The sequence below is a fragment of the uncultured Bacteroides sp. genome, assembly GCF_958445495.1.
GTDB lineage: Bacteria > Bacteroidota > Bacteroidia > Bacteroidales > Bacteroidaceae > Bacteroides.
Genome location: NZ_CAUCSQ010000014.1, coordinates 22,934 through 49,087 on the forward strand (window position 1 = coordinate 22,934; position 26,154 = coordinate 49,087).

General features: G+C 45.8%; 14 protein-coding genes. 9 read left to right on the forward strand and 5 right to left on the reverse strand.

Translation table 11 applies throughout. The annotated features are described in order from the left end of the window. The first annotated feature begins 10 nt into the window (after window positions 1-10). The 7 genes from Q5076_RS06755 to Q5076_RS06785 all read left to right on the forward strand — a co-directional run bounded on the left by Q5076_RS06755 (window position 11) and on the right by Q5076_RS06785 (window position 15,100). The gene (locus Q5076_RS06755; RefSeq protein WP_303011910.1) at window positions 11-3,394 is read left to right on the forward strand and encodes a TonB-dependent receptor; all 3,384 of its coding nucleotides are present in this window, start codon (window positions 11-13) and stop codon (window positions 3,392-3,394) included. A 6-nt stretch (window positions 3,395-3,400) separates the two neighbouring features. Beyond that, on the forward strand, window positions 3,401-4,945 hold the full coding sequence (locus tag Q5076_RS06760; protein WP_303011911.1) for a RagB/SusD family nutrient uptake outer membrane protein: 1,545 nt from the start codon (window positions 3,401-3,403) through the stop codon (window positions 4,943-4,945). A gap of 53 nt (window positions 4,946-4,998) precedes the next feature. Continuing rightward, window positions 4,999-6,357 (forward strand): FISUMP domain-containing protein, encoded by a 1,359-nt coding sequence (locus Q5076_RS06765; protein ID WP_303011912.1) that lies wholly within the window; start codon window positions 4,999-5,001, stop codon window positions 6,355-6,357. Window positions 6,358-6,433: 76 nt separating this feature from the next. Next, the gene (locus Q5076_RS06770; protein ID WP_303011914.1) at window positions 6,434-7,966 is read left to right on the forward strand and encodes a DUF4874 domain-containing protein; all 1,533 of its coding nucleotides are present in this window, start codon (window positions 6,434-6,436) and stop codon (window positions 7,964-7,966) included. Window positions 7,967-8,091: 125 nt separating this feature from the next. Next, window positions 8,092-9,663 (forward strand): beta-N-acetylhexosaminidase, encoded by a 1,572-nt coding sequence (locus tag Q5076_RS06775; protein ID WP_303011916.1) that lies wholly within the window; start codon window positions 8,092-8,094, stop codon window positions 9,661-9,663. A gap of 4 nt (window positions 9,664-9,667) precedes the next feature. Continuing rightward, on the forward strand, window positions 9,668-12,799 hold the full coding sequence (locus Q5076_RS06780) for a hypothetical protein (protein ID WP_303011918.1): 3,132 nt from the start codon (window positions 9,668-9,670) through the stop codon (window positions 12,797-12,799). A gap of 117 nt (window positions 12,800-12,916) precedes the next feature. Next, window positions 12,917-15,100: an alpha-N-acetylglucosaminidase gene (locus Q5076_RS06785; RefSeq protein ID WP_303011990.1), complete on the forward strand. Its 2,184-nt coding sequence runs from the start codon at window positions 12,917-12,919 to the stop codon at window positions 15,098-15,100. Between the two features lie 443 nt (window positions 15,101-15,543). Here the strand turns inward: Q5076_RS06785 and Q5076_RS06790 are convergent, their stop codons facing one another. The 5 genes from Q5076_RS06790 to Q5076_RS06810 form a co-directional block, all read right to left on the reverse strand. Next, the gene (locus Q5076_RS06790; protein ID WP_303011919.1) at window positions 15,544-15,990 is read right to left on the reverse strand and encodes a hypothetical protein; all 447 of its coding nucleotides are present in this window, start codon (window positions 15,988-15,990) and stop codon (window positions 15,544-15,546) included. 60 nt (window positions 15,991-16,050) lie between these two features. After that, window positions 16,051-17,157, reverse strand: a complete 1,107-nt coding sequence (locus Q5076_RS06795; RefSeq protein ID WP_303011920.1) for a DUF6340 family protein — start codon at window positions 17,155-17,157, stop codon at window positions 16,051-16,053. A 241-nt stretch (window positions 17,158-17,398) separates the two neighbouring features. Further along, entirely contained in the window at window positions 17,399-20,719 is a 3,321-nt protein-coding gene (gene secA, locus Q5076_RS06800) for a preprotein translocase subunit SecA (protein ID WP_303011921.1), read from the reverse strand. A gap of 194 nt (window positions 20,720-20,913) precedes the next feature. After that, a complete protein-coding gene (locus tag Q5076_RS06805; protein ID WP_303011922.1) occupies window positions 20,914-22,488 on the reverse strand; it encodes an alkaline phosphatase family protein in 1,575 nt (524 codons plus the stop codon). Further along, window positions 22,488-23,603 (reverse strand): DUF4105 domain-containing protein, encoded by a 1,116-nt coding sequence (locus Q5076_RS06810; protein ID WP_303011991.1) that lies wholly within the window; start codon window positions 23,601-23,603, stop codon window positions 22,488-22,490. Before Q5076_RS06810 ends, Q5076_RS06805 begins: the two co-directional genes overlap by 1 nt. Before the next feature lie 522 nt (window positions 23,604-24,125). Here Q5076_RS06810 and Q5076_RS06815 point away from each other — a divergent pair. Both Q5076_RS06815 and Q5076_RS06820 read left to right on the forward strand, forming a co-directional pair. Then, entirely contained in the window at window positions 24,126-24,857 is a 732-nt protein-coding gene (locus Q5076_RS06815; RefSeq protein ID WP_303011923.1) for a type III pantothenate kinase, read from the forward strand. After that, complete coding sequence (locus Q5076_RS06820; protein ID WP_303011924.1) at window positions 24,844-26,130, forward strand: OmpP1/FadL family transporter; 1,287 nt, start codon at window positions 24,844-24,846, stop codon at window positions 26,128-26,130. The genes Q5076_RS06815 and Q5076_RS06820 overlap by 14 nt, the downstream gene beginning before the upstream one ends. The last annotated feature ends 24 nt before the right edge of the window (window positions 26,131-26,154 follow it).

Consider the following 26,154-nt stretch of genomic DNA (forward strand, 5'->3'; position numbering starts at 1 on the left):
TCACAAATTTATGCAAAATTATTTTAGCATCCAATTATTATGGGTGATAAAGTCGCTTTGGCGAGTTTCCAAAAAAATCCCATTATCTATGAGACTATTGATTTTATTCTTAGTATGCTCTGTCGGGCTAAGTTACGCTGCTGACGGTTATGCGCAGAAAACTATGATTAGTATTGATGTCCGGAATCAGCGGGTAGAGGATATTTTGAAGGAGATTGAAGAACAGTCGGATTTTGATTTTTTCTTCAATAACAAGCATGTCGATTTGAATCGCCGCGTATCCGTATCGGCTAATAAAAGTAATATTTTTAGTGTGTTGAAGGAAGTTTTTGCCGGTACTGACGTGAAGTATTCGGTGTTGGACAGGAAAATCATATTGTCTGCAGGAACGCAGGCGCCGCAGCAGGAAAAGGCGGTTACAGTAAATGGGATGGTTACCGATCCCGCCGGTGAGCCTGTCATTGGTGCCAGTGTACTGGAGAAAGGCGTGAAGGGAAACGGGACGATAACCGATTTGGACGGGAATTTTACATTGAAAGTCAGTTCGGAAAGTACGGAACTGGAGATTTCTTATATTGGCTACCAGGCGCAGGTTGTGAAGGTGGTCCCCGGCAAGAAGCTCTCTGTCATATTGAAAGAAGATACGAAAGTGCTGGATGAGGTCGTAGTGGTGGGTTATGGCACACAGACCAAGAAAACGCTGACGGGTGCTGTTTCCATGATGGATATGAAAGATATTGAAGCGACTACGGTAACTACGGTTTCCCATGCTTTGGCGGGCAAGGCGGCTGGATTGAAGGTCAACTTGCAGTCGGCGCAGCCCGGCGGAGGTTCTAAATTCCGTATCCGCGGCGAGGCTTCGACAGGAGCGGGCAACGAGCCGTTGTTCGTTATTGACGGTTTCCCCGTCAGTTCCGGTAGTTCCCTGGCTTCCGGCAATATTTATGAAGCGGGCACGACGGACAATATTTTGGAATCGTTGAATCCGGATGATATCGAGTCCATTTCCGTATTGAAAGATGCGGCTTCCACCGCTATTTACGGTGCGCGCGCCGGACACGGGGTTATTCTGATAACTACCAAGAGAGGGAAAAGCGGCAAACCGACCATTTCTTATTCAGCTTCCGGTTCGGTACAGAATATACGTGCCAATTATGATATGCTGGATGCTGCGCAGTTTATGGATATGTACAACAAACAGACATACGAAAAGTATCTGGTTCAGTACGGATTGGGGATTTATGAGGGATACGTGAAGTCCAGCGAGACTCCTACGGGTTATACTCCCGGCTATACCAACGACCAGTTGAAATACGTGAGGGGTACGGACTGGCTGAAAGAAGTGACCCGCCTGGGATATATGCAGCAGCATAACCTTTCCATCAACGGAGGTTCGGAGTCAATGCGTTATATGGCTTCCGTCAATTATATGGACCAGGATGGTGTTGTGAAAAACAACGGTACAAGCCGTTTTTCCATGCGTTTGAATTTTGATTATGAATTTAACAAATATGTATCGGTAGGGGTGACTTCCAGTTATTCGCAGAACAAATATGACAATGTTCCTCTGGGAGACGGGGAGAATGAGAACTCCGGTATTTTGACCGCCGCTATCCGTGCGAATCCTGCTTTGCCTGTTTATGACGAAAACGGAGATTATTATATTGACCCGCGTCGTGCAACAAGTCCTAACCCGGTTTCTTTACTGGAAATTACCGATAAAACGACCAAAGACCGTATCATGGGGACGGCTTTTGTTGCGGTTAAACCTGTTTCGGGCCTGGAATTGAAGTTTAACCTGGGTGCAGACCGCAGATTCCAGAAACGCTCTAATTATTTGCCGAAAACGACCTTGGAGGGAGAACGCAATTTGGGTTCCGGTTATATTAGCCAAGAAGATTCGCAGGACTATCTGATGGAGCTGACTGCTAGCTATTCAAAGGTTTTCAAGGAGCATAACTTGAAGGTATTGGGCGGATATTCTTTCCAGAAGTTCACCACGGAAGGAGTTTCTGCCGGAAATACGGAGTTTCTGATTGACGGTTTTTCATATCATAATCTGGGAGCCGGCGGGGCAGCGAAACCGACGGTCGCTTCCTGGGCGTCCAAAAGTAGCCTGGGTTCTTATTTCGCCCGTTTGAATTATATGTATGCCAATCGTTATTTGTTTGAAGCGACGTTGCGTGCCGACGGGGCTTCCAATTTCGACCCGGATAACCGTTGGGGATTTTTCCCTTCCGTGGCGTTGGGCTGGGTGATGAGTGAGGAAAAGTTCATGGAAAAAACACGCTCGTGGTTGTCTAATCTGAAATGGCGTTTCTCTTATGGGCAAACCGGTAATTCCAACGTGGGCAATCATGTGACGGATGCTTATAGCGTAGGATATAATTATGTGATAGGAGGTTCGGAGAAGAAAGGCGTATATGCTTCCAAACTGGGAAATCCGTTGCTGACGTGGGAGACGACCAGCGAGTTTAATGCTGGAGTAGACTTAGGATTCTTCAATGACCGGATCCGGTTGACTGCCGAATACTTTAATCGCCGCATTACGGATTTGCTGGTATCCGATAAGAAACTGCTTTCTTACCATGAGGTAAACAAGATTGCGGCTAATGCGGGCGCTACGAAAAGCCAGGGTGTGGAGATTACCCTGAACACGACCAACATATCCACTAAGGATTTTACTTGGAACTCGACCCTGACGCTGGCACATTATAACGATCGCTGGGACGAACGGCCGGCTGACTGGAAACCGAACTCTTACGAACGGGTGGACGATCCTATCCGGGCATGGTGGTCGTATGAATCCGAAGGCATTCTGCAGGTGGGTGAGAAAGCGCCTGCCGCACAGGCGGATTTGCTTCCGGGACAGGTCAAGATTAAAGACCAGAATAATGACGGTGTCATCAACGACAATGATAAAGTGTACGTAGACAACGGTGACCCGAAACTGACATTCGGCTTTAACAACTCTTTGCGTTACAAGAATTTTGACTTTACCATTTATTTTTATGGGGAGACCGGACGTAAGAGAGGTGCTTCTTATCTGGAAGACTGGACGCAGGCAGCCCAAGGGGCGAATGTCTCTACGTATGTATATAATTCATTCAGTAGCCAGAACACGACGGCTACCGATCCTTCTTTCTTATACAGTGCTTATGGTTACGGTGACTTTTATGTGAAGAACAGTTATTACATCCGTTGTGGAAATATTACTTTGGGATATACTTTGCCGTTGAAGAAGAAGTTTTTGCAGAGCTGCCGTATCTATGCAGACGTGAATAACCCGTTCGTTATAACCAACTGGACGGGGCTGGACCCGGAAACGGATAACGGAACCTATGCTTATCCGAATGTAACTTCTTATAGTTTAGGTATTAACATTAAGTTTTAAGTCATTATGAAAAATATATTCTATAAACTTTTATTTGTTTGCACTGCGTTGCTGTCTTTGCAGGGTTGCGCACTGGAAAATGAAATATACGATGAAATCAATCCTGATATATTCCCTCAGTCGGCAGACGATGTCGATGCTCTCGTAACGGCGAGTGCTTATAATGTTTTCTGTTCCGACCAATATAACGGGATTTTTGCCGTAGCCACGGGATATATTACCAGTTCGGATATTGTGACCGACCAGATGGAATGCTCTTGGGAGGGATGGCTGCAAAAGTACAACTCGTATGAGGCGGGCTATTGGTATGTGGACGGTGACGCGGGTACGATGGGAAGGGCGATTTACCAATTTGCCAACAGGCTCTCTTCCATGATGCTGACAAAAGACCGCATTAAGGATGTCGATATGGAACAGACTCTGAAAGACCGTTATACGGCGGAATTGGAGTGCGGAATGGGATTCCTTGCCTTTTTGCTTTACGATATTTACGGGACTATTCCATTGCCTGATTTGGAGACATTAAAAGACCCGACTGCCGATAAAATATTGCCGAGGGCGACGGAGGAGGAAATGCGCGAGTTTATCGTAACCAACCTGACTGAGGCGGCGAAAGTGCTTCCTTACTCGTATGAAGCCGCAGATTACGGGCGTTTTACAAAAGGACTGGCTAATACGCTGTTGTTGAAATATTATATGCGTGTGGGAGATTGGAATGCGGCTGTGGAAATCGGTGAGGAACTGACTACGAATAAGGAGTATGGTTATGCGTTGGTAGATAATTATTATGATTTGTTCAGCCTGGAAACGGAACAGAATACGGAAGTGATTTTTGCGGCTCAGGCAATTGACGGCTCTATGGAGAACAACTGGTTCGCACATGTGCTTCCGGGTGATTTTCCGACGGCGTCTGGTGTCTCTAAATGGAACGGTTTCAAAATGGCGTGGCCTTTTTACCAGTCTTATGAGCCGGGAGACAAACGTCTGGAAAGAATCTATGGCGAATATACCGGTGATGACGGCAAGGTGCACAGTTATGAGAATGACCGGCTCAATGGCTCTATGGGGGAAAACCTGTATTTGGGTGCCGTCCCCATGAAATATAGCCTGGATGGGGTAAAAGGTGAGAATAATCAGATAGATTTGGTCGTTTACCGTTACGCCGATGTCATTACGTTATATGCGGAGGCGTTGGTGCGCAAGAACAATACAGTTAGCCAGACTTCTTTGAACTATCTGAATGAGGTGAGGGTAAAACACGGCGGGTTGACGGCTTACCGCATGTCTGAGGTCTCTGACCCGGATATATTTTTGGATAAGATGCTGGAAGAACGCGGACATGAGTTTTATTTCGAAGGAGTACGCCGGCAGGATTTGATTCGTCACGGTAAGTTTATCGAGAAAGCGATAGAGAAAAACCGGTTTGCCGGCCAGTCGACGGAAAAGGTAGCTACAATGGCGGACGGTAAGTATAAATATGAATTATATCCGTTGCCTCTTGCACTTATTACGGAGGGACAAGGAGTTATTAAGCAAAATCCGGGATATTAATCCATGGGTTCGCGAAAAATTTGATTAACTGAATTAACGTAAAAGTCTAAAATATGAAACAAATAAGAACAATTATCTTTTTCCTGTCGGTGATGGTGTTAGGCGTTGCTTGCCGGGAAGATGAATATGAATTGAGTATTCCTGAATCGGGAGTCAGCTTGGGATTGCCGACTGAAGGGTCCCTTTTGAATTTGAATGATGAATCTGTCACTTCTTTCACATTTTCATGGAACGGGATATGTGAAGGCGGAAACTCTTTGGTATTCAGTTCGTCTCCTTATCTGTTGGGGGATACGGTATTGGTCCATGTGGGCGAAGTGAGTGAGTATGTGATGGATGTACTGGATGCGGATGTGTATTTTTCTGCTTTGGGAGTAGGAGGCGGCAAAACGGGGACTGTCTACTGGACTGTGAAGCCGACTGCTAAATTGAGCGTTGCCGCAACGGAGATTCGTTCGTTTACCGCCCAGCGTATCCAGACGCAGTTAATTGCTCCCGAAGACCAAGCTGTAATTGTACTGGATGCGGATACGCCGGACGAAGCGGTTTTGTTCTCCTGGCAGGTAGACGGGGAAGAGGCCGGTACGGAATATCAGTTATATTTCAGCATGGACAGCGGAATGGAAGGGGATGTGGTGAAGGTGGATGCCGGAGACACAGGAGAGTTTTCACTGACTCAACAGGAGTTGCAGGATGTGATTACCCGGTTGCCCATCTCGCTGTTCGGACAGAATACCATTTATTGGAATGCGGCAAGGAAAGCGGACGGAACTTTTGTTTCACGTACTTCTCAGGTGTTGAAGTTGACAGGCATGATGATATTTACGGATGTGCGCGGAGATGAAAGGATTACTTACCGTGTCGCTAAAGTGACTTATTCTACCGGTGAGGAGGTTATCTGGCTGGCGGAAAACCTGCGTGCGACGAAGTATCCTGACGGAACAGACATTTCTTTGGCCGACGGTGATTATTGGAATGCTCCTACTGACGTCCCGGAAGAGTTCCAGAAGGCTTATGGCAAGTATTATTCAATGAAGATAGTGGACAAGATAGTTCCCGACGGTTGGAGGATGCCGACTTTTGAGGATTATAAATTATTGCTGAATGAGGCCCTGCAGACGGGAAGTGCGGATGTCCTGAAACATCAGACTTATTGGAATTGGAGTGAAGCTGCTTCTGATAATGCCAATGCGTGGGGAATCGGATTGGTTCCGGGCGGTTATGTCCCGTATGTGGGAGCAAACGAGAAAGTGGCTCATTACAATGAGGCGGAAAACAACTGTTACCTGTTGACCCGGGACTTGTCCAACCAGATTGTGTTGTTCAGCGATTATGGCATGAGAACGAAAGAAATATATAATGTGGATGCATGGGGAGGTGCTCCTGTACGCCTTATTTATATCGGAAAATAAAAATAAATGTAAAAAAAATGACATTATGAACTTAATGAATAAAAATATGATTTCCTTTATAACAGCAATATCTTTTATGATGTGTGCTTGCACGGACACGACTGTGATTCCTGTCGGCGATTATGATGGCATGAAAGGCTCCGAGGGGGATAATCCCGATACCGAATGGGTGGTAAGTTCGATTGAACCGTTAGCGAATCCTGACAGAGGGTATCATCTGGAATGCCGGTATTTTGCGTATAACCTAGAGAATCCGTTTAATTCGGGAGAGGTATATCCCAAAGGGTTTGTCGATGATCGGGAAATAACGTACAGTTCGACAGACGGAAGCACTAAAATTGTGCAGCAGTATATTTATTTGACGGATTATGCCAGAAAGGACATTGATGAACAGGGGATGGAGAATATCCAGAAAGTCTTTGATGGATTGAGAGATAAAGGATATAAGGCGATATTGCGTTTTGCCTATAACTGGTGGGGAGAAAATCAATATAATGATAACTGGCAGAATGAGGAGGAAGCGGAAGAATGGATATATAGGCATATTGAACAATTGGCGCCGGTCTTGCAAAAAAATATCGGGTTGATTGCTGCCATGCAGGCCGGTTTTCTGGGTCGTTGGGGAGAATGGCATAATACAAGCGTATTGACGGGACCTAATGCCCAACGTGTAAAGAACGGGGTCGTGAACAGGCTTTTGGCTGCCGTTCCGGAGCCTTATAATATTGAGATGCGTTATCCGAGTCATAAGAATGCCTTGACTTTGGACAACGATGCTTACCGGACTACCCGCCTGGGATATTGCAACGACTTTTTTACCGCTGGCGAGCATGCTTTAGCGGCGGGTAATGATTTTGTTCCGGGCAGTGAGGAGTATAATCAGGTGGCGGATGAGTCTCATCAGATATACGTTAGCGGGGAAATGCCTTATCCGGAAGAATCGGAATGGGGATTGTCGGACTTGATAAGCCGTACCGGAACATTGAAAATATTCCGTGACCATCATTATTCGGCGTTTGATATTACTCAGAATGAGAATATTAATATTTATTCGTGGAAGAACAGTTCCGTAACCCCGGATGAGCTGACCCGTAATAAGATTCTTTTTGACGAGAGCTATTTTATGGAGGACGGCAAGAAGGTGGCACGCACGTTTTATGAGTTTGTACGTGACCATTTGGGATATCGTATCAATGTGAAGAAAGCGGAGTTGAGTGCGGAAAACGGGAATCTGGCTTATAAGATTGATTTGACCAATACTGGTTTTGCTACTGTGATGAACCCGAAAGAGGTCTGGCTGGTGCTGGTTTCGGAGGAAGGCGATGAGGTCCGGGAGTTGAAGGAGCTGGATGTCGACCCGAAGGGCTGGCAGCCGTATGATGCAGTGAAAAATGACTATGAAGTTCTTACGCATACGCTGGAAGGCACGGCTGAAGTATCGGGGTTGAGCGGTAAATATAAGGTGGGTATCTGGATGCCGGAGGTTGCGAGCGAACTGAAATATAACAGCAAATATGCCGTGAAATTTGCCGTGTCCGAACAGATGATGCCTTGGAACGATGAAGCTGGCAGGTATGCAGTGAATGTTATCGGTGAGGTTACTTTCTAATCGAGAGCAGTGAAGTGATAAGTTAAATGAAAATGAAACCGTATTAAACGGAGGCGGGAATTGTCTTCGGGCATCTCTGATGGTAGAGAATCTTTTTAATACGGTTTCTTTATATGAAAAACAATATGAGACAAATTCTTTTATTATTCTGTTTTCTTCCTTTGATAGTGTGCGGACAAACAAAGGTTACCCCCATTTTGCCTTTACCCGATCATATAGAATATAAGGAAGGGACTTTTCTTTTTCCCGAAGAACTTCGTGTCTATACGGAACAAGCTGTTTCTACTTTCCGGTATATGAAGGCGGAGTTGGAAAAAAGATTCGACATTCGGGTAAAGCAGACCGGACAGCAGGAAAATGCGGATTGCGTTTTATTGAACACACGTCGAAACAGTCAGTCGGAAGCATATATTCTAACCGTTAAATCAACATATATAGAGATGCAGGCGGATGATGAGACCGGCCTGTTTTACGCTTTGCAGTCATTGTTCCAATTGATGGAAGCGAGCCGTGAGCGGCCTGTACGGTTGGCTGCTCAAAGAGTGAAGGATATGCCGCGTTTTAGCTGGCGTTCTTTTATGTTGGATGAGGCCCGTTTCTTCAAAGGAGAAAAAGAGGTGCTTCGGTTGTTGGATGTGATGGCGCAACTTAAAATGAATGTTTTTCACTGGCATTTGACGGACGATCAGGGCTGGCGGATTGAAATCAAGAAGTACCCGTTGCTGACGAAAATCGGGAGTAAGCGGAAGGATTCACAGTCCGGAGGATTCAACAGTAAAACGTATATAGGAGAGCCTCATGAAGGATTTTATACGCAGGAACAAATCAGGCGAATTCTGGCTTATGCCAAAGAACGACATATTAAGGTCGTTCCGGAAATCGAGATGCCCGGCCATGCTTCGGCTGCCATCGCTTCTTATCCTTGGTTGAGTTCGTCGGATGAGAAGATTGAAGTGCCGGTTTATTTCGGTAAACTTTATTCCGTGTATAATGTCGTTGACCCGAAGGTGAAGGCTTTTCTCAAAGATGTAGTCAGTGAGGTGATAGATTTGTTTCAATGTGATGTTATTCACATCGGAGGGGATGAAGTACGGTTTAACCAGTGGGAGGCCAATCCAGCGGTAGTGGCGTATAAGAAGGAAAAGGGATTCGCATCATTTATGGATATTCAGATAGAGTTTACCAATTATATGTCGCGTTTCATCCAAGAGCGCGGATGCAGTATGATGGGATGGAATGAGATATTAGGCAAGAACCTGCATAAGGATGACAATATCGCTTTTGCCGACCCTAGTCAGAAGATTGCTTCCAATGTGGTTGTCCAATTTTGGAAAGGGGAACTGGATGAAATGAGGAAGGCTGCTGAAAACGGATACCGGTTGGTGAACTCATTTCATGCATATACTTATCTGGATTACAGTTATGAGGATATTCCCTTGCGCAAGGCATACGAGTTTGAACCTATTCCTGCAGGGCTTCCGAAAGAGTATGAAAAGAATATAATCGGTATCGGTGCACAGATGTGGGGGGAATTTATCCCGACTGTCGAACGCATGAATGAGCAGTTGTATCCTCGTATCGCCGCTTTGGCGGAGGTTGCATGGAGCAGCAGGAAGGAGGGTTATGATAATTTCCTGTCCCGTCTGGACCTGGTGAAGGATAGATGGAGAAGTTTGGGCATACACATCAAAAATTGAATATATGTATAAATGGGTGGCAATTTTAGGGTTTCTGTTGATTGGCTGTGGAACGGGGCATGCCCAGTATCAGCATGAGACAAGACAAGTGTTAATGAGTGGAAAACGGGTGATTCAAGTTGGCGATTCCGTATCTGTTGATGTCAGGTTCGCTTGTTCTTCCGGTGGAAAGACCCGGAAATATTTGCGCGTGGTCGGCGGCGGGCAGATGCCCGGTCGTTTTAAAGAACGCGGCGAATCGCTTTTTCGGGATATGGAGTACCGGATTGACGATTGCCTGGATTCGGTGCAGACGAAAAAAGACCCTTACGCTCTCTGCTTTCAGGCAGAAGGGGAGCCTTTTGAGCAATGCGCTTATTATAGGATAGCAGGCAAACGGCTCGGTTCCAAGCATTTGGACGTAGAATTGCATGCCCAAGCGGAAAGTCTGCGGTTACTTCGGGACGGGAGCATGGGAGTGGAACTACAAATCTATTATCCACGGCAGGGGAGACATCCGTTGGATGTGTATGATTCTCCGGATACGGTATTGGCGGCTTCTGTTCCGGCCGGTACTTATCGGTACAGGAAATTCAAATATGCTTTTGCCCTTCCTGAGGAGCCGGCTGCCGTATTGCTGAAAGTGGGAGGAAAGGGATTTTCCGGGATTTGCAGGATGGAGGCACCGATTGTCAAAGCGGCGGGGAAAGTCATTGACGGACTTGGTTTTATGCCTTATGACCGACGTCCTGATAAAGCGGATTATTGGGTCGGGGTCAATTTGGTTAGTAAGTATTGGCCGGTTTGGAGTTTGAGGTTTAATGGGAAAACCGTTTTTGAAGGAAAGGTTTTCGACCGGGCTTCCAATGTGGCGGATTTTTATATTCCATTACCGGACTCTCTTCCGGGAGAAGGGAAAATCACTCTGGTGCTGGAAGATGAAGCGCATAGGGTGCACGTTCCTTATGAGATGGTTTCGATGGAAATCATAGAGGAGACTGCAAATGATTTTGAGATAGTCAGTCTGCCGCGCCATATTGCTTTGGGTGATACTGCCGGAGTGCTGATAGAAGTGAACAGGCCGGGAATAGGGTTGGAATTGGCTTCTAATGAGCATTATGAGTGGTTGCCGCAGCCTTTGCGTTTTGTTGATACGGGATTGCATGTGCTTCGTTTCCGTACTTGTGGAGTGGGAACGGACGTTCCGGTCACTATATCCGATGGAAAACAAAGCCGGACAGTCGGAATCGGGGCGATTCTGCATCGCGGCGGCCGGCAGGTTTATCTTTCTTCCGGGGATGAAATCTACATGGACAAGGTTCCTGAGGTGTATGGTTATTTTTTTAAGTGGTATTTTAAAGCGCGTATCGGCAATTGGTACCAGTTCCGTCCTTCTTACCAATGGAGCGGTTTCCGCCGGTCGGATGAGAGGGTGATGTCCCGTTACTTCCGGTTGCTGAATGAGATGAATGTTCCTTTCGCGTGGCAGGTGGAAGGTCGTACTCTGGCGGGTGGAGAAATCAATCCTTCGTTATCGCTTTTGTATTCTCCGCTGTTTAAAGGTAAACAGGCGCATGAGAATGACGGGGGGTATTATTATTGGCAACATTTTCAGGATGAGGGATTGTTTACCGATATACGGGCGCGTTATTTGCCGCTTGGCGGAATTTTTGCCAAACACCGGCCTATTTATACGGATAAGGGAAAATTTGTGCATTATAATCCGTACGGTGTGAAGGATATGGCGGACGGGGCGGCGACACTGGTACGGCATTTGGCGGGTTCGCGAGGAGAGAGTACACGGCATACCGGTCCGTCTACTATGTTCCGGTATCTGTTGCAGGCAGGCTACCAATGGGTTGGAGCGGAACAGATGTATGGACCGGAGGAGACAATTATGTCGGCTTTGCGTGGTGCTTCCCGCGCTTACGGGAGGCAGGATTACGGTTCGTTGCATGCCATGCAGTGGGGCTCATCTCCTTTTACGGCGCCCGAACATGCTTTGCGCATGTACTTGTCTTTGGCTACGGCTTATATGCATGGCTCTTCGCATTTGAATACAGAGGAAGCGTTGTGGACGGATGAGTATGCCAACGACCGTTATTCGGAGTCGGGAAAACAGCATCGGCATGCTCAAAACCGGATGCTTGATTATGTTGAGACGCATTCGCGGACGGGAGAGCTGAAAGCGAATATTGCGGTACTGCAAGGGCGTAATTGCCCATGGAAATGTTTCGGACGCACTTCTATGTGGTCACAGAAAGAGGAGAAATGGCAATTTGGTAAAATCAATGAGAGCTTTGATTTGCTGAATGTGTTCTATCCGGACAATATCTTGGATGCGTGTGCTCCGGAAGGATGGTTTACTTCGACTCCTTACGGTCCGGTGGATATTCTACCCATTGAAGCGGATGACCGGGCGATGCAACGGTATCATGTGCTTGTCTTTCTGGGATGGAATACGTATCATGCGGATGATTTTCGCAGGATTCGCCGTTTTGTAGAGCAAGGCGGGACGGTGGTGCTGTCGGCGGCTCATTTGAATGAGAGTCTGCAACCGGATGAGGCTCCCGTTTTCCCGGAGGAGGATGAAGAGGTACGTTTGCTGTTGGGGGACAATTATCGTTCATTACAGTCTAAAACGGAAATCTGTAAAGGGAAAGGAAAGGTGATTTATTATCCGCAGGTTCTTTATCCGTCCGAGCCCGGAATCCGTGCCGATTATGAGAAGACACTCCGTGAATTAGCCGGGGCGGAGGTTGAGAAAGAAGCGGATAAAGGGTTTGTCGAGGTCGGCCGGGATGTTAGTTTTACTGTTTGGGATGCTCCCCAAAAGAGAACGCTTTATCTTTTAAATGTAGATTGGGTTTCCGGACAGGAAACACATCAGGCGAAATTACTGTTGGGAGGCAGACAGTTTACGGTTGACGTACGTCCTTATCAGTTGGAGACGGTCCATATCGCTTCAGGACTTGCCGTTTTGCCATTATCGAATACTACGGATATTTTGTCTATTGAAAGACAAGCGGACGGATGGAGTATAGTTGTGCAGGCGGTAGGGACGGATACGTTAAAAGTTTTTGATAGTATATCCGGAAAAGTGTCGGACTGTGCGATTCCGGTTCCGGGAGTGTCTACGGTGAGAATAAAGGATTGAATATAGCGGTAGCGGGGTTGCTGCAATTTATAATTTGGCTATCTTTGCGGCGTTGTACAAGTATTTTGTTTATAATGATATATTACTTACTTGAAAAACTTAATGGAACAGTGTATGATGAAAAACTTTGTTAACTTTATTTTACTTGTATGTCTTGTTTGCAGTTGCCGGTCCGAGTATTCTCCTGTTGATTCTTTGGCAGACCGTGTAACAGAAGGTACATCGAAAAACCGGATTGTCTTTCGGCTGGAACCGAATGCGGATAATTCGGGAGAGGATTATTTTGAAATAGATTCCGATGACGGCAAGGTTCTGATAACGGGAAATACGGATTTGTCATTGGCTACGGGGTTGAACTGGTATTTGAAGTATGTGGCCGGCATTCATCTTTCATGGAATAACCTGTCGCAGAAATTACCGGAGATATTGCCTCTTCCTCAAGGAAAAATCCGGCAGGAGACTGCTATGCGGAACCGGTATTACCTGAATTATTGCACTTATTCTTATTCTATGGCCTTTTGGGACTGGGAACGTTGGGAGAAAGAGATTGACTGGATGGCGTTGCATGGCGTCAACATGCCTTTGAGCATAGCGGGAATGGAGGTTGTCTGGTATAACTTGCTGAAACGTGTCGGATATACGACGGAAGAAATCAACGAGTTTATTTCCGGTCCTGCTTTCATGGCTTGGTGGCAGATGAATAATCTGGAGGGGTGGGGAGGCCCGAACCCTGACAGTTGGTATCGGCAGCAGGAAGTGCTTCAGAAAAAAATAGTTGCCCGTATGAGGGAACTGGGTATCGAACCTGTTTTTCCGGGTTATGCGGGAATGGTTCCCCGTAATATCGGTGAGAAGTTGGGTTACCGGATTGCCGACCCGGGAAGGTGGTGCGGTTTTCCCCGTCCGGCTTTTCTCTCTTCGGAAGACGAGCATTTTGAATCTTTTGCGGCTATGTATTATGAGGAATTGGAGAAACTTTACGGAAAGGCCAAGTATTACAGTATGGATCCTTTCCACGAAGGTGGAAATACGGAAGGAGTGGATTTGGCAAAAACCGGAAATGCTATCATGAAGGCCATGAAAAAAGCCAATCCCGATGCGGTCTGGATAATTCAGGCATGGCAGGCGAATCCCCGTGAAGCTATGATTGGTGCTTTGGATTCGGGTGATTTGCTGGTGTTGGATTTGTACAGTGAGAAGCGTCCTCAGTGGGGAGACCCAAGTTCGATGTGGTATCGCGAAAAAGGATTCGGAAAGCATGACTGGCTTTATTGCATGTTGCTCAATTTTGGTGCTAATGTCGGTTTACACGGGCGTATGGAGCAGTTGGTGAATGGATATTATGATGCATGCACGCATGCTAATGGAAAGATGTTGCGCGGAGTGGGGGCCACTCCTGAGGGAATTGAAAATAATCCGGTAATGTTTGAGTTACTGTATGAGTTGCCTTGGCGTGCGGAACGTTTCTCACCGGACGAATGGTTGCAGGGATATTTGAAAGCTCGTTATGGCGGAGTGTTATTGCCGGAGGTACTGGAGGCATGGAGAGCTTTGGAACATACGGTATATAATGCTCCTAAGAATTATCAGGGTGAAGGGACGGTGGAGTCTTTGCTGTGTGCTCGTCCGGGGTTCCATCTGGACAGGACATCTACCTGGGGATATGCGAAATTGTTTTATTCGCCTGATTCTACGGCAAAAGCGGCAAATCTGTTGCTTTCAGTTGCAGACCGGTATGAGGGGAATAATAATTTCGAGTATGATTTGGTAGATATAGTGCGGCAGAGTGTAGCCGATAAAGGCAATGTGTTGCTTGAAGGGCTTTCTCAAAGTTATGAAAGGAAAGATAAAGAAGGGTTCCGTGAACAAACCCGGAAATTTCTAGACCTTATTCTATCGCAGGATGATTTGTTATCTACCCGGAAGGAGTTTTCCGTATCTTCCTGGATTGATGCTGCACGTTCTTTGGGGAATACGGATGAGGAGAAGGATTTGTACGAGTGGAATGCTTCTGCATTGATTACCGTATGGGGAGATAGCATTGCCGCCAATGAGGGGGGATTACACGATTATTCCCATAGGGAATGGAGTGGACTTTTGAAGGATTTGTATTATCTGCGTTGGAAGGAGTTCCTTGAACGGAAACAGCAGGAGTTGGAAGGAAAGGTTGCAGATGAGACGATTGATTATTACGGAATGGAGAAAGCTTGGGCGGAAAGTACAGGAAAGGCAGTTACCCGTTCGGACAGGAAGCCTGTTATAGAAACTGCAAAAGCTGTGTACCGGTCGGTTTTTCAATGATAAGTTACAGATTGTAACATACGAGCATAAAAAGACTGCATCAGACTCTATTTTTGAGTAATGATGCAGTCTTTTTTATTGCTGTTAAAGGTGTCAAGTTTTAGCTTAAAGGCTCATCTTCCCTAAAAATGAGTTTTGACACCTCTTTGTTATCTTTAAACCTTCTCTAAAAAATATGGCTTGTCTGGGATATTCCTATAAAGAACACGTCAGAAGACATTGTCAGGCTTCTTCCGGAATATCGTATCCCAATGGATAGAATTTAGCCAACAATACAGAATATTTACAATAAAAATAGCATATGAGATGATTATAACTAGTCATCTACATATGCCATCTTACTTTTTAAGACATTTACTGAATATCCCTGTCTGCCGGAATGAGGGAATTATAATCCGTTTACACAGGACTTTTTCTCTTAAGAGGGTATTGTCCGGTGTATGTTACTTTTCTAATAAATCTTTCAGGAAATCGTCAAGTTCTTTATCCAGCCCTTTTAGCAATTCATCATTTACCAATAACGTATCGTCGTCTATCAGCAATAATTCGGCTACCGTTTCCTTATCTTCATCCACCAGAACGAAAGAATAGGGTTTCAGTATCGTTATTTTGTCGAAATCTCCGGCATCTTTCATTTTGCTGAGAATGCTACGCAGAATCGGTTCTACGTTTTCGACAAAATCATCTCCTTCATAGGTGGCCCATTCTTCAACCATGACATTCGCCAGTTCTTCATCATCGTCATTATAAATATTCAGTTGTCCCGATACCTGGTCCGGCTGTAAATGCATATCGGTTACAATTGTTTGTTCACAACTGCATGTATATTTGCTTACAGCCTTTTGGATGGCCGATTCAATGATAGATAGTGATTGTTGGCTTAATTTCATGGGTTCCTCCTTTTTATTACTCAAAGGTATAAAAAAAATAATAATTGGTATATGATTTCTTTAAAAATCATCCTCAAATCGGCTCATTTGCATTTTCAGCTTGGGCAACTGGCTGTTTCTTTCTTTCAATTCGGCCAAATACATGCTGGCGAGGTAGTAATTCGGCATTTCGTTGATATTGGGTTGAAGTTGGACGGAACTGTTTTTCGTTTCTGTCTTTTTAGCTAATTGTCGTGCTTTTTCCGCCCATTCTTCAGCTTTTGCCAGACTATCCTTCATTTCATAATAGACGGCGATGTTGAAAGCGGCCCTCATCTTTTTCTTATCGCTCTTACTTGCTTCAAAGGATTGTAGCCAGAGTCCGTACGCATCATCCCATGAATTTTCACGGGCATAGATGGCTGCGTCGCGCATATGAACGGAACCGCCCGTATATAAGTAGCGGGTTCCTCTTTTCCAGATTGGAACCAAGTGTTTTACCGGAACTGTTCCTGCGAATTCCGCTGCTTCCTGTAACATTTGTTTTTCGGGGATGATACGTGCAGCCGCTTCCGTGACTGAGCTGCCGAATTCTTCCCAAAAGATGCTGTCGCTGGGATGCAGCGTGTTCATCGGGGTACTCCTTCCGGGCAGGTAAACCCGGACAGTGGGATATACCTTCACGTCTACCGTTCCCTGATAACAGTTGAAATCCGGCAGATAGCGGATGGTTTTGGTTGCTTTGATTTGCAGGTTTTCCATTGCAATGATGAGGTCTACTCCTAAATTAGAGGCGAGTTGGCTGACTTCTTCCGCACTCAACGTGTTTTCACGGGGCAATTTGTCGTTTGCTCGCAACGCGGAGTCACAAATCACCACTTCATCGAAATAATTCTGATTCGCGATTTCCTCTGCCAAGGATTCGGCTGCGATTCTGGGGTCACCGTTGGTATAGGTATTTGCACGGCTTATTTCGGGAAGGTTTTCTTCGAGCTTTTCCGTCTGGGTTATCAGTTTGTTGTCCGGCATGTTGCCAGTATTGTTTACAACGGCTACTTTCCGGAGTTGAGAAGGAAAACTCAAATCGGCCGCCTGCAGGTAATCGATAGATATTTGTTCCAAACTCTGACAACTGCTTAATGTCAGTATGAGCAATGATATTAAAGCGAGTGAATAGGATTTTGCCATAGTTCTGATTTATTTAGTAAGTATGTTTCCTGAATTATCCTATATTATTGGCGGATAATTATCATGAATCATTCTCATTGTTCAAATTAATTTGGACACACAAGGTACTTAATTCGTTTCTGTATTTAGTTTAGACAAAAGTAATATTTTGCCGGAACAAATGAAAGCCCCAAACAGTTTTTAACCGTTTGAGGCTCTTATTTAGAGGGTTTAAGTTTCCAGTGGAAACCTTCTCTGTTTTTTAAACATTTCTTCCGTGGCAGTTTTTATACTTCTTGCCGCTTCCACATGGGCAGGGGTCGTTGCGTCCTACCGTCTTTTCTGCACGAATCGGTTCGCGTTTTTGCTGTTCACGGGTATCGCGGCTGGCAGCGGCTTGTTGGTTCGGGTCGTTCAGGTCTTGTTTGTTCTCGCGATACTTGCTCATATCCTGACGTTGTTCCGGAGCAGCCTGGCGCACTTCTACGCGGCGTGCGGAAGATTCGTCCGGAGCTTCCTGTACAGGGATTTGCCCGCGCATCAAGATGGAAACTGTCTGGTTATTGATTTTGTTTACCATTGAATCGAACAATGTCACGGATTCCAGTTTGTAAATCAATAACGGATCTTTCTGTTCGTAACTTGCATTTTGTACGGAATGTTTTAGTTCATCCAGTTCGCGCAGGTTCTCTTTCCATGCTTCGTCAATCACATGCAGGAGGATTGATTTCTCGAACGCTTTCACTACTTCCTTGGATTCGGATTCGTATGCCGCTTTCAGATTGCAGGATATGTTGTACATGCGTTTTCCGTCCGTGATAGGAATCAGGATGTTTTCATACATGTGTCCTTGGTTTTCATATACCTGTTTGATAACCGGGTTGGCTATTTGTGCCAGGCGTTCAGTTTTGCGTTTGAAGTTCTCCATAGCGATGTTGAACGTTTTCTCTGCCAGTTTCTCTTTTTTCTCGTTACGGAATTCCTCTTCAGTGAACGGAGTTTCCATAGCCAGTGTTTGGAGCAGTTCCATTTGGCATCCTTCGTAATCGTTGTTCTCAATCGCATTAGCGCAGCGGTCCCAAATCATGTTTACAATATCCATGCCGATACGTTCGCCCATCAAGGCATGGCGGCGTTTGGTGTAGACAACCGTACGCTGTTTGTTCATAACGTCGTCGTATTCCAGCAAGCGTTTACGGATACCGAAGTTATTTTCTTCTACTTTTTTCTGTGCCCGTTCGATGGAATTGGAAATCATTTTATGTTCAATCATTTCGCCTTCCTGGAAACCGAGTCTGTCCATCACGCTGGCAATGCGGTCGGAAGAGAACAGACGCATCAGGTCGTCTTCCAGCGATACGAAGAATACGGAAGAACCCGGATCACCTTGACGTCCTGCACGACCGCGTAACTGACGGTCTACCCGGCGGGATTCGTGACGTTCCGTACCGATGATTGCCAGACCTCCCGCTGCTTTTACTTCCGGGCTTAGTTTGATATCGGTACCACGGCCCGCCATGTTGGTGGCGATGGTGACCGCGCAACTCAAACCGGCTTTTGCTACAATCTCCGCTTCTTTCTGATGTAGTTTCGCATTCAATACATTGTGCTCAATTTTGCGCATGGTCAGCATCTTGCTCAACATTTCGGAGATTTCTACGGAGGTTGTTCCCACCAATACCGGACGTCCCGCCTGAACCAGTTTCTCTATTTCTTCAATGACTGCCTTATATTTTTCGCGTTTGGTTTTGTAAACGCGGTCGTTCATATCTTTTCTCGCAATCGGGCGGTTGGTCGGGATAACGACAACATCCAGTTTGTAGATATCCCAGAATTCGCCGGCTTCCGTTTCGGCCGTACCGGTCATACCTGACAATTTGTGGTACATACGGAAATAATTCTGTAGCGTAATTGTCGCGAATGTCTGGGTGGCTGCTTCTACTTTTACACGCTCTTTGGCCTCAATGGCCTGATGCAATCCGTCGGAATAACGGCGGCCTTCCATGATACGTCCCGTCTGTTCGTCTACAATCTTCACCTGTCCGTCGATAACTACATATTCGTCGTCTTTTTCGAACATGGTATAGGCTTTCAACAATTGGTTGATTGTATGAACACGTTCTGATTTGATGGCGTAGTTCGTTAATAACTCGTCTTTCTTCTGGAGTTTTTCTTCTTGGGTGAGGTCCGGTACATTTTCCAGTTCCGAGAGTTGTCCGGCGATGTCCGGCAAAACGAATAATGTAGGGTCTTCGGAGTTACCGGTAATCAGGTCTACGCCTTTGTCGGTCAAGTCTACACTGTTTAGCTTTTCATCAATAACGAAATATAACGGATCAGTAACCTCATGCATACGCTTGTTGTTCTGTTCCATATAGATTTCTTCCGTTTTCAGCATACCGGCTTTGATACCTTGTTCGCTGAGGAATTTAATCAGCGCCTTGTTTTTGGGTAGCGCCTTATGGCTGCGGTAAAGAGAAAGAAAACCTTCTTCCACCTCTTTTTTATCGCCGGACGCTATTAGTTTTTTGGCTTCGGACAAATATTTTGTTGCCAGTACTTTTTGTGCTTCTACCAAGCGTTCTACCAGCGGACGGAGTTGTTCGAACAGTTGATCGTCTCCTTTGGGGACAGGACCTGAAATAATCAAAGGGGTACGGGCGTCGTCAATCAATACGGAGTCGACCTCATCGACAATGGCGTAGTTGTGTTGGCGTTGTACAAGGTCTTTCGGGCTGATAGCCATGTTGTCGCGCAGGTAGTCGAAACCGAATTCGTTGTTCGTACCGAAGGTGATGTCTGCGAGGTATGCCTGGCGGCGTGCGTCAGAGTTCGGCTGGTGGCGGTCGATACAATCTACGCTCAAACCGTGGAACATGTAGAGCGGTCCCATCCATTCGGCGTCACGTTTGGCGAGATAGTCATTCACGGTTACCACATGTACGCCGTTTCCGGTCAATGCGTTCAGGAATACGGGAAGGGTGGCTACCAATGTTTTACCTTCACCGGTTGCCATTTCCGCAATCTTGCCTTTGTGCAGCACTACGCCGCCGAATAACTGTACGTCGTAATGAACCATATTCCATACGGTATCGTTGCCGCCGGCCATCCAATGATTCCGGTAGATTGCTTTGTCACCTTCAATGCGTACGAAATCTTTGGTTGCGGCTAATTGGCGGTCAAAGTCCGTAGCGGTCACTGTTATTTCTTCGTTTTCCGCAAAACGCTTGGCGGTCGCCTTTACGATTGAGAAAGCGACGGGCAGTACTTCGTCCAGCGCTTTTTCATATTTGTCAAGAATTTCTTTTTCTATCTTGTCGATTTGTACGAAGACTTCTTCACGGTCTTCCAGTTCGAGGGTTTCGATACTTGCTTTTAATTCTTCTACTTTTGCACGTTCGGTTTGAGCCGATTCGCGGATGTATTTTTTGAGTTCTTCCGTTTTAGCGCGGAGGGCGTCGTTGTCCAGTTTTTCAATCTCCGGATAGGCGGCTTTGATTTTCTCTACCCAGGGCTTGATTTCTTTCATGTCTCGTGTGGATTTGTTTCCGAAAATCGAGCTTAAAAATTCATTAAATCCCATGTTATATTATTTAGTTTATTATTTGTCATTTTCTTGTTACAGATTTTGCAGGTTGTGCGGATTGTATCCGACAGAAAAACGAATTTCATCGTAATCTGTATGAATCTGCCTAATCTGCGGCTTTAAATCTCTGCAAAGTTACATTAAAATGCTGATTTATTTATGCTTTGCACTCTGTTTTTGTGAGGTTTCTTTTACCGGAGGTCGGCAATCGGGGCGGAAGCGCATGCGTTGGGTGCGCGGATACGCATGAAATGTGCCAGTGTAGGTGCGATATGGTCGATGGTTACCGGAGTCTGTATAATTGCCGGTTTAACGGAATATCCCATAAAAATCAACGGTGAGGGGATATAGGAATGACGCACCACTTTATTTTCATTGCCGTTTTCATTGACAATGGACCATCCGGGGAGCACGTCGATTACGAGGTCCCCCGAACGTTTGCGGTGATAGCCGTTACGTATTTTATGGATTTCCGGAGTCCATGAACCCAACAGGAGCCTGTGGGCGGAATAGGCTTCGTTCACTCCGCTGAACTGTATCAGGAATTCGGCAGATTTTTGCTGTATTTCCGTTAAGTTCAGATTTTTGCTTTCCAGCAACTTATGGTTAAGGTAAATTTGTTGGTTGTGGTAGGTCTCTACATATTTGCCTTCTCCGTAAGTAGCCATCAGGTACATGTTTAATAAGGCGGCGCAACGGTTGAGGTAGAACTCTCCGCCAGGAATCTTATATAATCCGGAATCTGGCGATTCGTTGTCCGTGTAGCCGGTTGACGTGATGAAAATGAGCACGTTCTGCAATCCGACTTTTTTGTCGAGTACCTCAAGCAGATTGGCAATGCTCCGGTCGAGACGTACATAGGTGTCCTGGATTTCCATAGCACATTCCTGTACGGATTTGTGTGCGTAGTTACCTGCGTAATAAGTGAGCGCCAGTAAGTCGGTGATGTCGTCCATACCGAGCAAACTTTTGTTTAACGCCTCTTCTGCAAGCGCGTTCACCTCATCGTTTACAAAAGGGCTTGTGATAAAACGCCGGTATTTGTTGTTGCGGTCGTCATCAAATTTATATTTGAAAAGCATGTCCCGCCAATCTGGCAGAAAAGTGTACATTTCCCGTGGAAAAACAGGTTCCCATGTAATATTGGCGATACGGAAATCGATAGCGTGGTGGTCGTTGTATTGGCTTGCCCACCAGGGAAATTCTCCGTAATAGGTGGTCCCGCTCCATTTCCCGGTGTTGGGATTCAGCCAGAATGCACCGTTACCGGCGTGTCCGGCAGAAAAAATTGCGGCATCGCAATTCGGAGCGATGGCATATACAAGTCCTTTGCCTTGTGTGGCTATCTTGAGTTCGTCGGCAATGGTAGAGGTCAGCAGTTTGGTCGGTGCGGCTGTCCGGTCTGTGTAATATCCCATAAAGGCCGTGTCGTCCGTACTGTTGACAGGGCGAAGGGTGGAAACGTCCATCCAGCGTTTGGAAATGATTCCGTTTACGGAGGGAGTCGTACCGCTGTAAATGGCTGCCACGGCGGAAGCCCGGTCTACGCTGCTGAAAGTATATTCGGCATTGTGAAATACTCTTCCCTCTTTCCACAGACGTTTGAAACCTTTCTCGCCGTAAAGTGACGAAAAGGCTTCCAGGTAGTCCGTACGTAATTGGTCAATCGTTAATCCTACTACTAATTTGGGGGCAGCAGGGAGTGACTGGGCTTGTAGCCCGGTAAAAGTCAGTACGGTGATGAGGGAAGTCAGTAATCCTTTCATTATTTCTTTTTAGATGTCACAATCAGGTTGCTTGCTGAACGTATCAGCAAACTGAGTGCCAAAGGTACAACAGCAAAGTCAAATCTTTGCGGAATTAGTGGAAAAAGCACTATAAAAAGTGTTAAAACAATAAGATTGAAAGTCAAATACCAGCATTTCTTTCTTTTTCGGATACAATAAATGATATAGGGAAGGAAAAAAAGCTGTCCCGGATGGAAGACGAACAGCAGGTAATTGGAGCTGACGGCAGGATGTTGTGAGAAGAGGGCCAAAAATGCGAGGATGCAACCTGCGGCGCCTGCCGCTCCGAATATAATGAGGTCGATTCCCCAAAGTCCTGTCCGTCGGCGGATACCGTAAATTGTGGCGGCTGCGGTCAACATGAACAGGATGAGCGAACATTGCAGCGGAGTAGGTGTCCAGCCGTTCCGGGATGTTTCCGGAATAGCGTCTATGATGAGTTCGTGGGTGCTGACGAGCGGGCGTTGAATGGAATCGCCGATAATTTGCGCACCGGCAAAGGCGTCCATGAGGTAGAAAGGGGCGAACATCATTTGCCGTTGGGTAATGGGATGGTCCGCTTCGCTTCCGATACATAAGTCGATGCCGAAGCGCGCCCACGGATGCCCTTTGCAGTATTGGCGGACAATGTCGCGGAAAGAACGGGAACCGTCTTGGGGTTCTGTAGGGTAAACCACTTTTCCTGCAATACTTTCTTCTATCTTGTCGCGCGGGCGGGTTGCGCAATTGTCATAAAAGAAATTATAGCGGTATATGCGGTTTTCCGGACGGTAGTTTTCTTGCAGTAGCCGGATTAACCGGTCTTTTTCTTCATCGGTCAGGTTCAGCGTTTGTTGCCATACGCTACGCCCGAAGAATTCGTATTCGGAAGCGAAACGGGCATAGTCGGTTACCCCTAACAGGTAATCCGTCTCTCCTAGTGAAAAGCGGAAAATGAAGTTCGGTGTATTGAAATTGAATAATCCGTAATTGAATACGATGTCCACTCCCTGCGAAAGGTTTTCGTAACGGATGGCCGTGTGTCCGAATAAAGAATATATTTCTTCTCCGGGGGCACAGGTCAGCAAACTTAGACGAATGGAATCATTATTCATGGCTGCCGTTTTCCCAAAAGGCAGGAATGACAGGAAAAAGAAAAGAAGTATATGAATAACCGGGTGTTTCATCAGGCTGTTTATTTCATTTTAATTCGGTGACGAATATACGAAGAATAGTTGGCAGGACAATCGTTTGTTTAGAAAAAACAATTCGTTATGGGGATAATTTGAGCCGGTTGTCCGGAGTTATATAATATAATTAGGTGTAATGGTTGGATAAGGGGTATGAATGCATGTGGATTATGTGCGGGAACGGGCAGGAATGATTGGGGGGAATGTGTGTAATGGAAGATGTTACGGATAAGCTGTGCAATAACGTGTCTTGTTTTGCAAGCGTGGGAGCTTTGGGGAGGCTTTTGTGTCGGGATACGGCAGATTATGGGAGAGGAAGATGATGAAAATACGGGATTTCTGAAAATCCGGGAATGAAAAGAAAGGAACTTGAAGATAATTCTTTCCAGATGTTTCAACTTTTCTTTTTTTTACTTTACCTTTGCGCCCGCTAAAGATGGAAAAAGATTGAATTTAATTATCGACATAGGGAATACAACTGCAAAGATTGCCCTTTTTAATGATAGGGAAATGGTGGAAGTGCTGACCGACTCCAATCAGTCATTGGATTGCCTGGAGCCTCTCTGTGCCAAGTATCCGATTCAACAGGGGATTGTCGCTACTGTGATTGATTTGAGCGAACGGATTCTTTCCGAATTGGCGGCTTTGCCTTTTCCATTGTTATGGCTCAATCACAAGACTCCGCTTCCTGTGACTAATCTATATGAAACTCCCGAAACGTTGGGATATGACCGGATGGCTGCCGTAGTGGGGGCAAACGAACGGTTTCCCCATAAAGATATCCTGGTTATCGACGCCGGCACATGCATTACTTATGAGTTTATTGATTCGGAAGGACGATATCATGGCGGTAATATATCTCCCGGCATGCAGATGCGTTTCAAGGCGCTTAACCGGTTTACGGGACGTTTGCCTCTCATTGGTGCCGACGGGCGTAAACTCCCGATGGGACGGGATACTGAAACGGCTATACGTGCGGGAGTCTTGAAAGGGATAGAGTATGAAATTTCAGGTTATATTGAGTCTATGAAGCATAAATATCCTGAACTTTTGGTTTTTTTAACGGGCGGAGATGATTTTTCTTTTGATAGCAGCGTAAAAAGTATCATCTTTGCAGATAGATTTTTAGTGTTGAAAGGATTAAATAGAATTTTAAACTATAATAATGGTAGGATTTAAACACACACTTTGTGCGCTTTTGCTCACGATGGTTACCGGAATGGCAATTGCTCAAAATAATACAAACTCTCCTTATACACGATACGGCTATGGCGACTTGTCCGATCAGAGTTTCGGAAATAGCAGGGCGATGGGAGGAATTGCCTTTGGGCTTCGGGACGGAGCGCAGATTAATGCCGTAAATCCTGCTTCATACACAGCCATTGATTCATTAACGTTTTTATTTGAAGGGGGAGTCAGCCTGCAAAATATGAATGTAAGCGGCGGCGGTGTAAAATTGAATGCCAAGAATTCCAGCTTTGACTATTTGGCCATGCAGTTCCGTTTACATCCCAGAGTGGCGATGAGTGTGGGATTGTTGCCGTTTTCAAACGTGGGATATTCCGTGGCGGATTCTCAGACATCGGGCCAAGGTGACAATACGTTGAGTTATTCCAGAAGTTTTACGGGAGATGGCGGTCTGCACCAGTTGTATGCCGGAATAGGTGTAAAGGTGTTTAAAAATCTTTCGTTAGGTGTGAATGCCTCTTATTTCTGGGGAGATATAACCCGTTCTACAACTGTACTTTATCCGTCAACGACGGATTCTTATTCTTATATCCAGCAGATGGGGTTGTCGATTTCCGACTATAAGTTGGATTTCGGTGTGCAGTACACGCAGGATATCGATAAGAAACATTCGGTGACAATCGGGGCCGTGTATTCTCCCAAGCATAAGTTGAATAATGATTATACGGCAACGACGCAGAATAGTACGACGGTCTCACAGGATTTGAATGCGACTTTTGAGCTTCCCGATATGTTCGGTGTGGGATTTACTTATAACTATGACAAACGTTTGACTATCGGTGCGGATTATAGTCTGCAACAATGGTCGAAAGCTAAATTCGGCATAAATGCGGTCGATGATAAACGTGTAAATGAAGATTTCAATGAAACTTATGCTTATTGTGACCGTTCTAAGATATCTGTGGGTGCGGAATATATCCCCAATTTGATGGGGCGTTCTTATTTGGCTCATATCAAATACCGTTTGGGAGCGTATTATACGTCTCCGTATTATAAAATCGGCGGTAAGAAAGCGGCCCGTGAATATGGCGTGACAGCCGGTTTCGGCTTGCCCGTTCCCCGTTCCCGTTCTATTCTCAGTATTACCGGGCAGTTTGTCCGTGTAAAGGGACTGGAAACGAATATGGTGAATGAAAATATTTTTCGCGTAAGTATCGGGTTGACGTTCAATGAACGTTGGTTCTTCAAACGCAGGGTTGAATAAAAAGGATGGGGATGTATGAACCAT

What these genes read in the sequence shown, in the direction of transcription:
- Q5076_RS06760 (WP_303011911.1), top strand. Translation starts at nt 3,401, where the DNA reads ATGAAAAATATATTCTATAAACTTTTATTTGTTTGCACTGCGTTGCTG.
- Q5076_RS06810 (WP_303011991.1), bottom strand. Translation starts at nt 23,603, where the DNA reads ATGAATAATGATTCCATTCGTCTAAGTTTGCTGACCTGTGCCCCCGGA.
- Q5076_RS06780 (WP_303011918.1), top strand. Translation starts at nt 9,668, where the DNA reads ATGTATAAATGGGTGGCAATTTTAGGGTTTCTGTTGATTGGCTGTGGA.
- Q5076_RS06770 (WP_303011914.1), top strand. Translation starts at nt 6,434, where the DNA reads ATGATGTGTGCTTGCACGGACACGACTGTGATTCCTGTCGGCGATTAT.
- Q5076_RS06820 (WP_303011924.1), top strand. Translation starts at nt 24,844, where the DNA reads ATGGTAGGATTTAAACACACACTTTGTGCGCTTTTGCTCACGATGGTT.
- Q5076_RS06790 (WP_303011919.1), bottom strand. Translation starts at nt 15,990, where the DNA reads ATGAAATTAAGCCAACAATCACTATCTATCATTGAATCGGCCATCCAA.
- Q5076_RS06755 (WP_303011910.1), top strand. Translation starts at nt 11, where the DNA reads ATGCAAAATTATTTTAGCATCCAATTATTATGGGTGATAAAGTCGCTT.
- Q5076_RS06795 (WP_303011920.1), bottom strand. Translation starts at nt 17,157, where the DNA reads ATGGCAAAATCCTATTCACTCGCTTTAATATCATTGCTCATACTGACA.
- Q5076_RS06805 (WP_303011922.1), bottom strand. Translation starts at nt 22,488, where the DNA reads ATGAAAGGATTACTGACTTCCCTCATCACCGTACTGACTTTTACCGGG.
- Q5076_RS06785 (WP_303011990.1), top strand. Translation starts at nt 12,917, where the DNA reads ATGAAAAACTTTGTTAACTTTATTTTACTTGTATGTCTTGTTTGCAGT.
- Q5076_RS06765 (WP_303011912.1), top strand. Translation starts at nt 4,999, where the DNA reads ATGAAACAAATAAGAACAATTATCTTTTTCCTGTCGGTGATGGTGTTA.
- secA (WP_303011921.1), bottom strand. Translation starts at nt 20,719, where the DNA reads ATGGGATTTAATGAATTTTTAAGCTCGATTTTCGGAAACAAATCCACA.
- Q5076_RS06775 (WP_303011916.1), top strand. Translation starts at nt 8,092, where the DNA reads ATGAGACAAATTCTTTTATTATTCTGTTTTCTTCCTTTGATAGTGTGC.